Source organism: Streptomyces luteireticuli, assembly GCF_041519305.1.
Lineage (GTDB): Bacteria > Actinomycetota > Actinomycetes > Streptomycetales > Streptomycetaceae > Streptomyces > Streptomyces luteireticuli.
The window spans coordinates 6,647,646-6,662,678 of record NZ_CP167927.1; the positions used below are offsets into that span (position 1 = coordinate 6,647,646).

Below are 15,033 nucleotides of genomic sequence, written 5' to 3' on the forward strand. Positions count from 1 at the left end.
GATCATGGTGCCCACGGCGCCCTGCGGAACCTGGCCGTCCCCCGTGGACGCCGCCCTGGCGGCGTCCCATTCCATACGACCCGGCTTCGTGGGAACGGTCGGTGACGAGGTGTGGTGGGTCGCGTCCCGCCCGGAGGAGGGCGGGCGGCAGACGCTGGTGCGCCGCCGGGCGGGCGGCGCCGAGTCCGTTGCGCTGCCCGCGCCGTGGAACGTGCGGACGAAGGTGCACGAGTACGGCGGCCGGCCGTGGACGGCGGTGGCCCGTCCCCGGGGCGGTCCGCTGGTCGTGTTCGCGCACGGTGCGGATCAGCGGCTCTACGTGTGGGAGCCGGACGGTGCGGCGGAGCCCCGGCCGCTGACTCCGGTGTCCGCGGTCGGCGGCGGGCTGCGCTGGGCGGAGCCGGTGCTGGTCGGGGACGAAGTGTGGTGCGTCCTGGAGGAGTTCACCGGGCCCGGCCCGCTGGACGTACGGCGGGTGATCGCCGCGGTGCCGCTGGACGGCGGCGCGGCGGGCGACCGCGCGGCGGTGCGCGAGCTGACCGACGGGAAGCACCGGTTCGTCACCGGGCCGCGGCTCTCGCCGGACGGGACGCGGGCGGCCTGGCTGGCCTGGGACCACCCGCGGATGCCGTGGGACGGGACCGAGCTGCGTATCGCGCGTATAGAGGAGGGGCGGTTCATCGGGGCGCGGACCCTTCTCGGTGGGCCGGGGGAGGCCGTCGCCCAGGCGGAGTGGGCGGCGGACGGGTCGCTGCTGGCCGTGACCGAGCGGTCGGGCTGGTGGAATCTGCACCGGGTGGACCCGGAGAGCGGTGCGGCCGTCAACCTCTGTGAGAGGGAAGAGGAGTTCGGGGGGCCGCTGTGGCAGCTGGGGTCCCGCTGGTTCGTTCCGCTGGCCGGCGGGCTGGTCGCCGTGCTGCACGGGGCCGGCGGGAAGGCGCTCGGCGTGCTCGACCCCGAGACGGGGGTGCTGGCGGACGCGGCCGGGCCGTGGACGGAGTGGACGCCGGCCCTGGACGCGCACGGTCCCCGGGTCGTCGGCGTCGCGGCGAGCCCCGGGACCGGGTTCGAGGTCGTCGAGCTGGACACCCGCACGGGGCGGGCCCGGGTGATCGGGGCCCGGCACGAGGACGCCGTGGATCCCGCGTACTGTTCGCGGCCGGTGGCCCGGACGTTCGCGGGGAAGGACGGGCGGGAGGTGCACGCCCACGTCCATCTGCCGCGCCACCCGGAGCGGGCGGTGCCCGAGGGCGAGCTGCCGCCGTTCGTGGTGCGGGCGCACGGCGGGCCGACCGGGCGTACGCCGCTCGCGCTCGACCTGGGGGCCTCCTACTTCACCTCGCGCGGCATCGGGGTCGTCGACGTCAACTACGGCGGTTCGACGGGGTACGGGCGCGCCTACCGCGAGCGGCTGTGCGGGCAGTGGGGTGTGGTGGACGTGGAGGACTGCGCCGCCGTGGCCGAGGCGCTGGTCGCCGAGGGGGTCGCGGACCCGGCGCGGCTGGCGGTCCAGGGCGGCAGCGCGGGCGGGTGGACGGCGGCGCTGTCGCTGGTGACGACGGATCTGTACGCGTGCGGCACGTTGCTCTATCCGGCGCTGGACCCGACGGGCTGGGCGGACGGCGGGACGCATGACTTCGAGTCGCGCTACCACGAGAGTCTGATCGGGCCGCCCGATGACGTGCCCGAGCGTTATCGCGAGCGGTCGGCGCTGCGCCGGGCCGGGGAGATCAAGGCGCCGTTCCTGTTGTTGCAGGGGCTGGAGGATCCGGTCTGCCCTGCTGCGGAGAGCGAGCTGCTGGTGCGGGCGGCGGCGGAGCGCGGGCTGCCGCACGCGTATCTGGCGTTCGAGGGGGAGGGGCACGGCTTCCGGCGGGCGGAGTCGCTGGCCCGGTCGCTGGAGGCGGAACTGGGGCTGTACGCCCGGGTGTTCGGGTTCACGGCGGAGGGGGTGCCGGAGCTGGGCCTGACGCGCTGACACGGTCGACGGCGGGCGGCATCCCACCCCCCACGCGCCCGCCGATTCCCTCCCCCACCAGACGTGTGTAAGGTAAGGCTTACCTTATTCAAGCGGAATGGTGGGGAACCGTCGTGGAGCAGTCAGAACTCTCCGGCCGAGTCGCGCTGGTCACCGGCGCCGGGCAAGGCATAGGCGAGGCCGTCGTCCGGGCCCTCGTCGAACGGGGAGCCCGGGTCGCGGCCCTGGACCTGGTGCCCGACGGGGTGGAGAAGCTCGCGGCCGACCTCGGCGCGGAGCGCGTCGCGGCCCGTACCGCCGACGTCGCCGACGGCGCCGCCGTCGAGGCCGTCGTCGAGGAGGTCGAGCGCACGCTGGGCCCGCTCGACATCCTCGTCAACGTCGCCGGGATCCTGCGCCCTTCGCCCGTCGTCGAGCTCACCGACGAGGTGTGGGAGCGGACCTTCGCCGTCAACTCCACCGGCGTCTTCACCGCCTCCCGCGCCGTCGCCCGCCGGATGGCCGCCCGCCGCGCCGGCTGCATCGTCACCGTCGGCTCCAACGCCGCCGGCGTCCCCCGCACCGGCATGGCCGCGTACGCCGCCTCCAAGGCCGCCGCCACCATGTTCACCAAGTGCCTCGGGCTCGAACTCGGCCGCAGCGGCGTGCGCTGCAACGTCGTCTCGCCCGGCTCCACCGACACCGCCATGCAGCGGCAGCTGTGGGACGACGACAAGCCGCCCGCCAAGGTCATCGACGGCGACCCGGAGACCTATCGGACCGGCATCCCCCTCGGCCGCATCGCGCAGCCCTCCGACGTCGCCGAGGCCGTCGCCTTCCTCGTCTCCGACCGCGCCCGGCACATCACCATGCACGACCTCTACGTCGACGGCGGGGCCACGCTGCGCGTCTGACGGACCGTTTCGCCGGTCCGGAGCGCCGCCCCGCGGGCCGGCCGGCACCAGACCACACCCCCACCCACCGCCACCCCCACCCCACGCCCGGTGCAGGCGCACCGGAGGAACGGAGCACCCGGTGACCACGGCTCAGCACGTGACCGCCCGGCCGAGCGGATCCGACACCGTACCGGAAGCGATACCGGAAGCCATGCCGGAGGCCGTACCCGCCGGAACCGCAGCCGCCGGAACCGCACCGGGGCCGGACACCGTCGGCGCCGCGACCGCGCTGCTGGAGGCGTACGACCACCGCGACGCCCGCTTCTTCGCCTCGCCCACCCGCACCCTCCTCGCCCACGGCGTGCGCGCCGAAGTGCCGCACGGCGACACCCCGTTGCACCGCCGCGTCACCGAGACGCTCGACGCCCAGCTGCTCGACGGCCACGAGAACCCCGTCGTCATCGGCGCCGTCCCCTTCCTCCCGGGCGTCCCCGCCGCCCTCGCCGTCCCCCGGGCCGTCCGCTCCGCGCCCCCGCTCGCCGCGGACCCGCTGACCGTCCTGCCCGCCGCGCCCCCCGCCGCCCTCGACTGGGACGTCCGTCCCGTCCCCGCGCCCGAGGGCTACGCCGCCGCCGTCGCCACGGCCGTCGAGCGCATGAAGCGCGGCGAGTTCGGCAAGGTCGTCCTCTCCCGCACCCTGGAGCTCACCGCGCCGCAGGAGCCCGACCTGCCCGGGCTGCTCCGCCGCCTCGCCCGCCGCGACCCGTCCGGCTACACCTTCGCCGTCCCCTCCGGCCCCGGCCGCACCCTGCTCGGCGCCAGCCCCGAACTCCTGCTGTCCAAGCGCGGCGGACGCATCGTCACCAACCCCCTCGCGGGCTCCACCCCGCGCAGCGCCGACCTCGCCGAGGACGTCCGGCGGGCCGCGGCCCTCCTGGAGTCCGAGAAGGACCTGTACGAGCACGCCATGGTCGTCGACGCGATCCGCGACGCCCTCGCCCCGTACTGCCACACGATGGAGGTGCCCGAACGCCCCACCCTCGTGCGCACCGCCGCCATGTGGCACCTGTCCACCACCATCACCGCCGAGCCCGCCGACCCCGGGGTCTCCGCCCTCGAACTGGCCTGTGCCCTGCACCCCACCCCGGCCATCTGCGGCACCCCCGCCGACACCGCCCGCGAGGTCATCGGCGAGCTCGAACCCTTCGACCGCGGCGTCTACACCGGCATGGTCGGCTGGGGCGACGCCAACGGCGACGGCGAATGGGTCGTCACCATCCGCTGTGCGGAGGCCGAGGGCCGCATGCTGCGGCTGTTCGCCGGCGCGGGCATCGTCGAGCAGTCGGACCCGGCGGCCGAGACCGCCGAGACCGCCGCCAAGTTCCGCACCTTCCTCCAGGCCGTGGGGGTCGAGCAGTGAGCACCGGTACGACTCCCGACGCCCCCGGATATCCCGCCGAGTTCGCCGAGCGCTACCGCGACGCCGGCTGGTGGCAGGGCGAGACCTTCGGACGGATGCTGCGCGAGAGGGCCCTCGCCCACCCCGAGCGGATCGCGATCGTCGACCCCGCCGGGGAGACGCGCCGCTGGACCTACGGGGAACTGGACGAGCGCGCCGACCGGCTCGGCGCCGGGCTCCTCGCCCTGGGCATCGGCAAGGGTGACCGGGTCGTCGTCCAACTCCCCAATGTGGCCGAGTTCTTCGAGGTCGTCTTCGCGCTGTTCCGGATCGGCGCGCTGCCCGTCTTCGCCCTGCCCGCGCACCGCGACAGCGAGATCCGCCACTTCTGCGCGTTCACCGAGGCCGCCGCCTATGTGATCCAGGACGTGGCGGAGGGCTACGACTACCGCGAACTCGCCTCCCGCGTACGGGCCGACGTCCCCGGCCTCAAGCACGTCCTCGTCGTCGGCGACCCCGGCGAGCACACCGCGCTGGCCGACGTCCCCGCCGAACCGGTGCCCTTCGAGAACGGACCCGAGCCCCACGAACTCGCCTTCCTCCAGCTCTCCGGCGGCTCCACCGGCGTCCCCAAGCTCATCCCGCGCACCCACGACGACTACATCTACTCGCTGCGCGGCTCCAACGAGATCTGCCGGGTGGACGAGCACAGCGTCTATCTGTGCGCCCTGCCCGCCGCCCATAACTTCCCGCTCAGCTCGCCCGGCACGCTCGGTGCGCTGTACGCAGGCGCCCGCGTCGTCCTCGCCCCGCGCCCCAGTCCGGACGTCGCCTTCCCGCTCATCGAGCGCGAGGGCGTGACGATCACCGGCCTGGTGCCGCCGCTCGCCCTGGTGTGGACCGAGGCCGCGGCCGCCGGCACCCCGTACGACCTCTCCGGCCTGGACGTCCTCCTCGTCGGCGGCGCCAAGTTCAGCGAGGAGGCCGCCCGCCGGGTGACGCCCGCGCTCGGCTGCACCCTCCAGCAGGTCTTCGGCATGGCGGAGGGCCTGGTCAACTACACCCGGCTCGACGACCCCGAGGAGACGATCGTCACCACCCAGGGCCGTCCCATCAGCCCCGACGACGAGATCCGCGTCGTGGACGACGAGGACGCCGAACTGCCCGTCGGCGCCACCGGGCACCTGCTCACCCGCGGCCCGTACACCATCCGCGGCTACTGGCGCGCCCCCGAGCACAACGCCACCGCCTTCACCGCCGACGGCTTCTACCGCACCGGCGACGTCGTCCGGCTCACGGAGAGCGGGCACCTCGTCGTCGAGGGCCGGGCCAAGGACCAGATCAACCGCGGCGGCGAGAAGGTCGCCGCCGAGGAGATCGAGAACCATCTGCTCGCCCACCCGTCGGTGCACGACGCCGCCGTCGTCTCCATGCCCGACACCTACCTCGGTGAACGCACCTGCGCGTATGTGGTGTTGAGGGAGGGCGCGGAGCCGGTGAAGTCGCCCGCCCTGAAGAAGTTCGTCCGGGAACGCGGCCTGGCCGCCTTCAAGATCCCCGACCGGATCGAGTTCGTGGCCGCCTTCCCCCAGACCGGCATCGGCAAGGTCTCCAAGAAGGACCTCCGCGCCGCCATCGCTGCACACCTTGCCGCCGCGACCGAACAGCACTGATCAGTACGGAAAGGCCCGCACCATGGCGCTCCCCGCCATCGCCCCCTATCCCATGCCCACGGAGGCCGACCTCCCGGCGAACAAGGTCGACTGGACCGTCGACCCGGACCGCGCCGTCCTGCTCGTCCACGACCTGCAGAACTACTTCCTCGGCGCCTTCACCGAGGGCGCCTCGCCGGTCACCGAACTCCTCGCCAACGTCTCCCGGTTGAAGAAGGAGTGCGCCCGGCTGGGCGTGCCCGTCGTCTACTCCGCCCAGCCCGGCGGCCAGAGCCCCGCCGAGCGCGGGCTCCAGCAGGACTTCTGGGGGCCCGGCCTGCCCGACGACGCGCGGGCGAAGGCGATCGCCGACGCGGTGGCGCCCGGACCGGACGACACCGTCCTCACCAAGTGGAAGTACAGCGCCTTCGTCCGCTCCGACCTGGACGGGATGATGGCCGCGCAGGGGCGCGACCAGCTCGTCGTCGTCGGCGTCTACGCCCATATCGGCGTGATGATGACCGCCTGCGACGCCTGGATGCGCGACATCAGGCCGTTCCTCGTCGCCGACGCCGTCGCCGACTTCTCGGCCGAGGACCACGCCATGGCCCTGCGCTGGGCCGCCGCCAAGTGCGCCGTCGTCACCACCACCGACCGGCTCCTCACGGACCTCCTCACGGACCTCGAAGGGAACTGACGGTCATGTCCCCCACCCGAGGCCGGGCCCTCCCCGAGTGCGGACCCGCCGACCGCGCACCGCGGACCGCGGGCCCGGCCGACGGGGGGACCGCCGTTCCGGCGGGCCTGCCGCTGACGGCCGCCCAGGCGGAGCTGTGGCACGTCCAGGCCCGCGACCCCCGCAGCCCGGCGCTGAACACCGCCGCGTACCGGGAGATCCACGGGCCGCTCGACCCCGTCCTGTTCGCCGAGGCCCTGCACCGCACCGTCGGCGAGGCCGACGCCCTGCGGATGCGGATCACCGTGGGCCCGGACGGGCTGCGCCAGCGGCCCATCGCCCTCGAACCGCCCGGCCACGGCTTCCCGTTGTGCGCCGCCGACCTGCGCGGCGACGGCGACGCCCGCGCCACGGCCCTGGCCTGGATGCGCTCCGACCTGGAGCGCCCCTTCGACCTCGGCATGGGTCCGCTCTTCGCCCACGGCCTCTTCCGGACCGGCGACGCGCACTGGCTGTGGTACCGGCGCGTCCACGGCGCGGTGCTCGACACGCACGGCCACGCGCTGGTGGACCGCCGCGTGGCCGAGGTCTACACGGCCCTCGCGTCCGGCGCGGACCCCGGGCCCAGCCCGTTCGGCCGGCTGACCGACCTGGTCGCCAAGGACACCGCGTACCGGACCTCGGCGGTCCACGACCGCGACCGGGCGTACTGGCGGCGGAAGTTGGCGGGGTTCACGGGTGCGCCGCCCGCCGGGGCGACGGGGGACACCGGCCCCGCCGGCGCCCCCATCCGGCTGCGGCACACCGCGCACCTCGACGCCGCGGCCACCACCCGGCTGCGCGAACTCGCCGCCGCCGTGCGGGGATCCTGGACCGGGCTGCTCCTCGCCGCGCAGGCGCTGCACCTGTGCCGGGGCGGCCGCACCGGTGACGTCGTCCTCGGGCTGCCGATGACCGGCCGCACCTGCCCCGCCGCCCTCCGCGTGCCGGGAGCCGTGGCGAACGTGCTGCCGCTGCGGCTGACCATCGGCGAGGACACCACCTTCGCCGAGCTCGTGCGCCAGGCCGACCTCGGGATCCGCGAGGCCCGGCGGCACCAGCGGCGGCGCCGGGCCGGCATCCGCAGGGACCTCGGCCTGCCGGACGGCGGACGCTCCCTCGCCGGGCCGCTGGTGCACGTCGTCCCGCGGGAGGACGGGATCACCTTCGCCGGGGCCCCGACCACCCTGCACCCGCTGGCGTCAGGCGCGCCCGACGACCTCGTCGTCACCTTCCGGGACGCCGACGGGGGCGGGCTGCGCATCGACCACGACGCCGCGCCCGCCGTCGACGCGCACCGGCAGGACCTCGCCGGCCTGCTGGCCCGGCTCGCGGACCGCGACCCCCACCTCCCGCTCGCCGCCGAGGGCGAACACGCCCGCGCCCTGGCCGAGTTCAACGACACCGCCACCGCCCTGCCGCCGACCACCCTCATCGGCCCGGCCGAGGCCCGGGCGGCCCGCACCCCCGGCGCGACCGCCCTGATCGCGGACGGCGAGCGGCTGACGTACGCCGAGCTCAACGCCCGGGCCAACCGGCTGGCCCACCACCTGGCCTCCCTCGGGGTGCGCCCCGGCACCTTCGCCGGCATCGCCCTGCCGCGCTCCGCCGACCTGGTGGTGGCCGTGCTGGCCGTCCTCAAGGCGGGCGGCGCGTATTTCTTGGCGGAGGCGGGTTTCTTGGCGGAGGCGGGCGGACCGGCCGGGCCGTACGAAGGGCTCGCTCCCGTCTGCGTACTGACCTCGGGCGCGTCCGCGCCACCGGACATCACCGCGCCCGTCGTGGACCTGTCCGCGGTGGACCTGAGCGGGCTCCCGGCCACCGACCCCGGGCGCCCGCTGACCCCGCACCACCCGGCGTACGCCGTGCGCTCCGGCGGGCGGGCCCTCGTCGTCCCGCAGTCGGCGGCCGACAACCGGCTGCGCTGGCTCCAGGGGCGGTACGGGCTGACCGCCGACGACCGGTTCCTGCCGGCGGATTTCCACGACTCCCCGGCGGACCTGCTGTGGCCGCTGCGGGAGGGCGCCGCGCTGGTCCTCGGCGGCCCGGAGCCGGATGCCGCCGTCCGCGCGCACGGCGTCACCGTGGCCGCCCTCGGCGCCGGGCCCCTCGGCCGCCTCCTCGCGGACCCCGCCCCCACCCGCCTGCGGCACGTCCTGACCCACGGGACGCCACCCGGCCCCGCGGCGGCCGACCGCCTCCGTGCCCTGCTGCACCATCACTACGAGCCTGCCGGGGCCGCGGGCGCGGCGTGCCACACATACGGTCCGGGGGAGACGGACGTGGCCCTCCGGCCAGGCTGGAACGCCCGCCTCCATGTCCTGGACGCCACCCTGGCGCCCTGCCCGCCCGGCGTCACCGGCGAACTGTGCGTCGCGGGCGCCGTGCTGGCCACCGGCTGGCCGGGCCGCCCGGCCCGCACCGCGGCCCGGTTCACGGCCGATCCGTACGGTCCGCCGGGCACGCGCATGTACCGTACGGGCGAGGCGGCCCGTCGCCGCGAGGACGGCGGCGTCGAGCTGCTCGGCGACGTCCTGTGAGCCACACCCCGTGAGCCACACCCTGTGACTCCGGCCTCGGCGGATGCCGCCGCCGGGGCCGGTATCGATGTGACCGATGACTGACGTGACCGATGTGAGGAGCGTGCCCATGCGCCCACGGCCGTTCGGCGACGGCCCGCTGCCCGGCCCGTGGACCCCGGGCGGCTCCGACGGCCCGCACGTGTGGCTGCTGCGCGGCGCCGACGGCACCGGCGGCCACGAGCACGTCCTCGACCCGGGCGAACGCGACCGCGCCGCCGCCTTCGTCCACCCCGCGCACCGCGAGCGCTACGTCGCCGCCCACGTCGCGCTGCGCCGGCTGCTCGGCGCCTACCTGGGCCGGGCGCCGCAGGACGTCGCGCTGGTGCGCGAGCCCTGCCCCTGCTGCGGCGAGCCGCACGGCCGTCCCGCGGTGGCCGGGGCCCCGCTCCACTTCAACCTCTCGCACGCGGGCGACCTGGCGCTGCTCGCCTTCGCGGACGTGCCCGTGGGCGCGGACGTGGAGCAGGAGCCGAGGGCGTCCGTGGTCGCCGACGTCGCGGGGTCGCTGCATCCGCGGGAGGCCGCCGAGCTGCGCGCGTTCCCGGAGGCGGAGCGGGTGCGGGCGTTCGCGCGCTGCTGGACGCGGAAGGAGGCGTACCTCAAGGGCACGGGCACCGGGCTGGGGGAGTCCCTGTCGGTGACGTACGTGGGCTGCGGGGAGCGGCCGGCGTCTCCGGACGGCTGGTCGGTGCGGGACGTGGAGGTGGGGGAGGGGTACACGGCGGCCGTGGCACTGGCCGGGGCGTACCCCCGGGCTCAGCGGCGCCGGTAGCGCTCGCCCACCACGCCCCCGTCCGTCTCCCACCACGGGCGGGTCAGTTCCGCTTCTGCCTTCGCTTCCGTCTTCGCCCCCGCCCCCGCCTTCGCGGCAGGCACAGGCACCCGCTCCAGCTCCGCGTCCAGCCGCCGGTCCAGCGCCGCCGTCCGCCCCCGCTCCGCGCGCAGCCACTCCACGAACACGGCGATGAGGAACGGCAGTCCGACGAGTTCCGCGACGGCGATCATCAGCCCGCCGCCGAGCGCCTGGTCGTGCGCGGGCGAGGGGCCCCAGTCGTGCTGCCGTGTCGCGTACCAGCCGTCCGCCACCAGCGTCCCGCTGGTCATGACGACGATGCCGGGCACCGCGTCCACCAGCCCGTCCACGAAGACCAGGAGCGCCCGCACCGGATGGGTGCACCAGGAGGGCAGCAGCTCCTCGCGCGTCAGCATCGGCAGGACGAAGAGGCAGCCGGCCGTGAGCAGATGCAGGTACAGCAGCCGGTGCACCCACTCGTGGCGCAGCGCGGTCCCGAGGTACGGGGTCAGGTAGACGGCCAGTTCGGAGCCGAGCACCAGCCCGGTGGTCACCAGCGGGAAGGTCAGGACGCGCACCGTCCGGCCCCGCACCGCGCGGTCCAGCCGGGCGACGCCGCCCGCGGACAGGGCGCGGCGGGCCAGGCCCAGGGGGTCGCCGAGGGCCAGGCCGAGCGGGGCGAGGAGGTCGAGCGCGAGGTTCTGCAGGGCGGTGGGCCAGAACAGCTCGTGGCCGTAGACGGCGAGCGAGGACATCGTCGCCACGGCGATCGTCCCGAGCCCCAGGAGCGCGAAGGCCGCCGTGCGGGCGGGGGACCAGCGCTCGCCGCGCCGGTGGAGCCGGACCACGCCCCAGGCATAGAGCCCGCCGAGCAGCGCGACGAGCGCGAGCCCGAAGGGGTCCGCCTGCCAGGTGTCGAGCAGCCGGGCGGGCGTGGGGGCGGGAAGAACACCGTTTGCCATTGCCACGAGGGGTGAGCCTAGTGACGCCAAAAATCCGGCGGTTGGCGGGTCACCTCTCTTTGCGATCCCAAAACAAAGGAGGACGTAGGGCCAAGGGAGCGCCAAGGGGAGGCCAAAAGCGCTGCACACGGCGGGGTGGATCGCAATAATTCTGCGCGGACGGAACGAAGGGGGACATCGGTGGCGGACTCCCCGGGCCTGGTGCCCGCTCCGGGCGTACGGCCGCGGCGCCGCAGGATCGGCTACGAACTGCTGGAATGCGCGCTCCACGGCCACCGCCTCGTCGGCACCGACGCCGAGCGCGTCCGCCCCGGCGACGCGCTCCTGGTGCGCGAGACGTCCGACGGCCACCGCTGGCACCGCTGTCTGCGCTGCGACGCGTGGCTGCCGCTGCCACCGCCGGACCGGCCCGGGCGCGAGGTCCCCGAGGGGCGTCCGGAGATCGAACTCCCGCTGCGCGGCAGGCCGCTGCGGGACCGCTATGTGCTGCGGCTGATCGCGATCGACCGGCTGGTGCACTTCCTGGTCCTCGGCGTGCTGGCCGTCGCCGTCTTCCTCTTCGCCCACGAGCGCACCCGGCTCCGGGGCCCCTTCTACCGGATCGTCGACGACCTGCAGAACGGCGTCGGCGGCCCCAGCGGCCTGCGCGGCCACGGCCTGATCGCCGATCTGGAGAAGGCGTTCGATGTGCACGACCGCACCCTCTGGATCATCGGCCTGGTGATCGCCGCGTACGCCGTGCTGGAGGGCGTGGAGGCGGTCGGGCTGTGGCGCGCCAAGCGCTGGGCGGAGTACCTCACCTTCGTCGCGACGACCGTGCTGCTGATCCCGGAGCTCTACGAGCTGCACGAGCGCGTCAGCCCGTTGAAGCTGTGCACCCTGGTGATCAACCTCGCGGTGGTGGTCTATCTCCTGTTCGCCAAGCGGCTGTTCGGCCTGCGCGGCGGCAGGCGGGCGGAGGAGGCGGTGCGGGAGCGCGACAGCGGCTGGCAGGCGCTGGAGCGGGTCTACCCCGGCGGCTGATCGCGAGGATTTATCCGGTCCATACCGCTTCGGGCTACCATGCGCTCTCATCCCGCGCCCCACGACGCGGGGTTCGACCGGGAGCGGACGGGGTGACGGGCGGCATGATCGCAGGGGAACGGACGGCCCCGTGGGCGTCCCCGGTGCGGCGGCTGCCCGCGACGACGGGGTACGTGGCCCTGCTGCTGGCCATAGCCGCCTGGCAGGCGACGCTGTCCACCGGTCAGCAGGCGCGCTTCATCCGGCACATCAGCAGCAACGTCCACCACCTCGAAGTCGGCAAGTGGTGGACGCTCTTCACCAGCGCCCTGGTGGTGGACGGAGTGCCGGCCCTGGCCGGCATCGCCGCCGTCGCCGCCGTGCTCGGTCTCGCCGAGTGGCGCTGGGGCACCGCGCGCGGCGTGGGCGTCTTCCTCTTCGGCCACCTGGTGGCGACCCTGCTCACCGAGGGCGCGATGTGGCTGATGCGGCTGGCCCATGTGCCGGGTGCCCTGACCCGGGCCCGCGACGTGGGCATCAGCTACGGCCTCGTGGCCACGCTGGCCTGTCTGCTGGCCCTCGCGGGCGAGCGGATCCGGCGCGCGGGTCTGACGGTGCTCACGGCGGCGCTCACCGTGGCGTGGGTGGTCGATCACGAGCTCGCCGACGCGGGGCACTTGGTGGCACTGGGTCTGGGTGTGCTGGGCGCGCGCTCGCGCTGGCTGCGGGCCGCCGCCCCGGGCGCCGTTCCCCCAAGAAGCGGCGTGGCCCCGCCGGTTCACCGGCGGGGCCACGAATTCCAGTGCGCCACCAGGGACTCGAACCCCGGACCTACTGATTAAGAGTCAGTCGCTCTAACCAACTGAGCTAGCGGCGCGGGCAGAAGGTTACCCGATCTCCCGTTCGAAGCAAAACGATGCGGAGGTCCGGCAAGGATTGATCGACCAACTGTGAGCGCATACATACCTTGTGTCATCGAACGGCTCGCTCGCCCCTGTTGTCCCGGTCGTCCCGTCCACGAGGGGCTGGGGAGGGACGGCGCTCGCCGGACTGTGCCTGGCCCCCGTCGCGACCGCGCTCGCCCTGGCCGTCCTCGGCGGCGAACCCGCCGAACTCGCCCGGACCGGCGGCAGTCCGGTGACGGCCGTCTGCTTCCTGGCCGCCGGGGTCTCGGTCCTGCACGGCCGCCGCCCGGACCGACGGCGCCTCGCCCGCGCCCTGTTCGCCGTCTCCGGCCTCACCGGGCTGTACGCGCTCGCCGTCGTGCTCGACGGGACGGCGGCGGCGCAGATCGTGCACGACAGCGGTCTCGGTCCCCTGCCGCCCGGCTGGATCCCGCTCCTGACGAGCGCCGGGGCACTCGGCGGGGCGGGCGCGTTCGCCCTCCTCCCGCTCTGGTTCGCCGGGGACGAACGCGCGGCGCGGGCCGGCAGCGCGGCCACCGCCGCGGCGACGGTGGTCTACGGCAGCGCCCTGGCGTCCCCGTCCCTCGCCGACCGCTTCCCCTGGCTTCCGCAGGCGCTCGCTTTCGTCGTGCTGGGGTGGCTGGTCCCGCGCGCCGTACGCGCCCGGGGCGTCGCGCGCCACCGGCTCCTCGTCCTGCTCGCGGCCTGCGGCGCGTACTGGACGATCCGGTCGCTCGCGCAGGTGCCGCTCGCGCTCCTGCTGTTCGGCGGCACGGGGGCCGCCGTCGCCGCGGCCGTCGTCTGCGCCGCCGACCCCCTCCGGCCCGACCGGCTGCTGCGGCCCGTCGTCGTCGCCCTCGTCCTGGGCCTCACCCTCTCCCGTCTCTACGGCGGGCTGTCCGCGCTGCTGACGGACGGGTTCGGGACCTCGCGCGTCACCGCCGCCGCCGTGGCCTCGGGCCTGGTCGCCCTCGTCGCCCCGCCCGCCGCCCCCCGGCTGCTGCGCGCCCTCGACCTGCTGCCGTACGGCCGCCGCGCCCGGCCGTACGGCACACTGCACGGACTCGGCGACGAACTCGCCCGCCGCCGGGCGCCCGCGGAGACGGCCCGGACCGTCTGCGACACCCTCGTCCGCGGATTCCGCTTCCCGGCCGCGGCGCTGGCGGTGCGGACGCCGCAGGGCTTCCGCGAACTCGCCCGCGCGGGAGGGGCGTCCGCCGACAGCGCGACCGTCGACCTCCGGTACCACGGCGAGTGCGTCGGCCGCCTCACGGTCGGCGTGGCCGGCCTGGACGAGGACGACCGCGCCGTCCTCGAACTCCTCGCCGCCCGGCTCGCCCCCGTCGTCCGCGACACCGGACTCCACGAGGGCCTGCGGGCCGGGCGGGAACGGGTGGTGGCCGCCCGCGAGGACGAACGACGGCGGCTGCGGCGCGAACTGCACGACGGGCTCGGGCCCGCCCTCGCCACGATCCGGCTCAACCTGGAGACCGCCGGATCCCTCCTGCACGGTCCGGAGGCCCGGGTGCCCCGGCAGATGCTCGACGCGGCGCGCGCCGGTGCGGAGCACGGCATCCGTGAAGTACGCCGCCTCACGGACGGGCTGCGCCCGCCGGACGTCGACGAACGCGGCCTGCCCGCCGCGCTGCGCCTGCTCGCCGCCCGCTTCTCGGACGAGGCGCGGATCGCCGTCGAGATCCCCGACACCGTCCCCGACCTGTCCGCGGCCTGCGAGGCGGCGGCGTACCGCATCGCGGAGGAGGCGCTGACGCAGGCGGTGCGGCATGCGGGGGCGTCGGAGGCGGGGCTGCGGCTGGCGGTCTCGGACGGGGAGTTGGCGGTGGAGGTCTCGGACGACGGGACGGGGACGGCGGCGGTGCGTCTGCTGGCCGAACTGGCGGAGGAGGTCGGGGGTGCGGTGGCGGTGGATCCGCGGAGGGGTGGGGGGACGGTGGTGCGGGCGGTGGTGCCGGTGCGGGTGGGTTGAGTGGGGTGGATTGTGCCCCGGTCCCGCCCTTTCTCCGTTTCCCGGGGAGACCCCGGACCCCATTCGCCCTTCGGGCGAAGTCCTCAAACGCCGGACGGGCTGGATTCGGCGCGCCAATCCAGCCCGTCCGGCGTTTGAGGACACCCGCGCGGAGCGCAAAGAAACGGTGAAAGGGCGGGACCG

11 protein-coding genes and 1 tRNA gene are annotated in these 15,033 nt (G+C 75.3%); 10 read left to right on the forward strand and 2 right to left on the reverse strand.

What is annotated here, in order from left to right; translation table 11 throughout:
- Positions 1–4 precede the first annotated feature (4 nt).
- The 7 genes from AB8735_RS29940 to AB8735_RS29970 all read left to right on the forward strand — a co-directional run bounded on the left by AB8735_RS29940 (position 5) and on the right by AB8735_RS29970 (position 9,973).
- Positions 5–1,978, forward strand: a complete 1,974-nt coding sequence (locus tag AB8735_RS29940) for a prolyl oligopeptidase family serine peptidase (protein WP_372410632.1) — start codon at positions 5–7, stop codon at positions 1,976–1,978.
- 113 nt (positions 1,979–2,091) lie between these two features.
- The gene (locus tag AB8735_RS29945; RefSeq protein ID WP_344026277.1) at positions 2,092–2,871 is read left to right on the forward strand and encodes a 2,3-dihydro-2,3-dihydroxybenzoate dehydrogenase; all 780 of its coding nucleotides are present in this window, start codon (positions 2,092–2,094) and stop codon (positions 2,869–2,871) included.
- Between the two features lie 193 nt (positions 2,872–3,064).
- Positions 3,065–4,273, forward strand: a complete 1,209-nt coding sequence (gene dhbC / locus AB8735_RS29950) for an isochorismate synthase DhbC (protein WP_344026376.1) — start codon at positions 3,065–3,067, stop codon at positions 4,271–4,273.
- On the forward strand, positions 4,270–5,925 hold the full coding sequence (locus tag AB8735_RS29955; RefSeq protein ID WP_372410634.1) for a (2,3-dihydroxybenzoyl)adenylate synthase: 1,656 nt from the start codon (positions 4,270–4,272) through the stop codon (positions 5,923–5,925). The genes dhbC and AB8735_RS29955 overlap by 4 nt, the downstream gene beginning before the upstream one ends.
- Positions 5,926–5,947: 22 nt before the next feature.
- Positions 5,948–6,601, forward strand: coding sequence for an isochorismatase family protein (locus tag AB8735_RS29960; RefSeq protein WP_344026273.1), 654 nt, complete (start codon positions 5,948–5,950; stop codon positions 6,599–6,601).
- Between the two features lie 5 nt (positions 6,602–6,606).
- Positions 6,607–9,159, forward strand: coding sequence for a condensation domain-containing protein (locus AB8735_RS29965; protein ID WP_372410635.1), 2,553 nt, complete (start codon positions 6,607–6,609; stop codon positions 9,157–9,159).
- 109 nt (positions 9,160–9,268) lie between these two features.
- Positions 9,269–9,973, forward strand: coding sequence for a 4'-phosphopantetheinyl transferase superfamily protein (locus AB8735_RS29970; RefSeq protein ID WP_372410637.1), 705 nt, complete (start codon positions 9,269–9,271; stop codon positions 9,971–9,973).
- On the opposite strand, the gene AB8735_RS29975 is transcribed toward AB8735_RS29970, so the two are convergent.
- The gene (locus AB8735_RS29975; RefSeq protein ID WP_372411937.1) at positions 9,958–10,956 is read right to left on the reverse strand and encodes a cytochrome c oxidase assembly protein; all 999 of its coding nucleotides are present in this window, start codon (positions 10,954–10,956) and stop codon (positions 9,958–9,960) included. The genes AB8735_RS29970 and AB8735_RS29975 overlap by 16 nt on opposite strands.
- Before the next feature lie 180 nt (positions 10,957–11,136).
- Here AB8735_RS29975 and AB8735_RS29980 point away from each other — a divergent pair, with 180 nt between their 5' ends.
- Both AB8735_RS29980 and AB8735_RS29985 read left to right on the forward strand, forming a co-directional pair.
- Positions 11,137–11,979, forward strand: coding sequence for a DUF2127 domain-containing protein (locus AB8735_RS29980; RefSeq protein ID WP_344026267.1), 843 nt, complete (start codon positions 11,137–11,139; stop codon positions 11,977–11,979).
- Positions 11,980–12,083: 104 nt separating this feature from the next.
- Entirely contained in the window at positions 12,084–12,800 is a 717-nt protein-coding gene (locus AB8735_RS29985; protein WP_372411938.1) for a rhomboid-like protein, read from the forward strand.
- Here AB8735_RS29985 and AB8735_RS29990 read toward each other — a convergent pair.
- Positions 12,762–12,835 (reverse strand) — tRNA-Lys (locus tag AB8735_RS29990). The genes AB8735_RS29985 and AB8735_RS29990 overlap by 39 nt on opposite strands.
- Before the next feature lie 92 nt (positions 12,836–12,927).
- Between AB8735_RS29990 and AB8735_RS29995 the strand changes: the two genes are divergently transcribed.
- A complete protein-coding gene (locus AB8735_RS29995) occupies positions 12,928–14,850 on the forward strand; it encodes a sensor histidine kinase (protein ID WP_372410639.1) in 1,923 nt (640 codons plus the stop codon).
- Positions 14,851–15,033 lie beyond the last annotated feature (183 nt).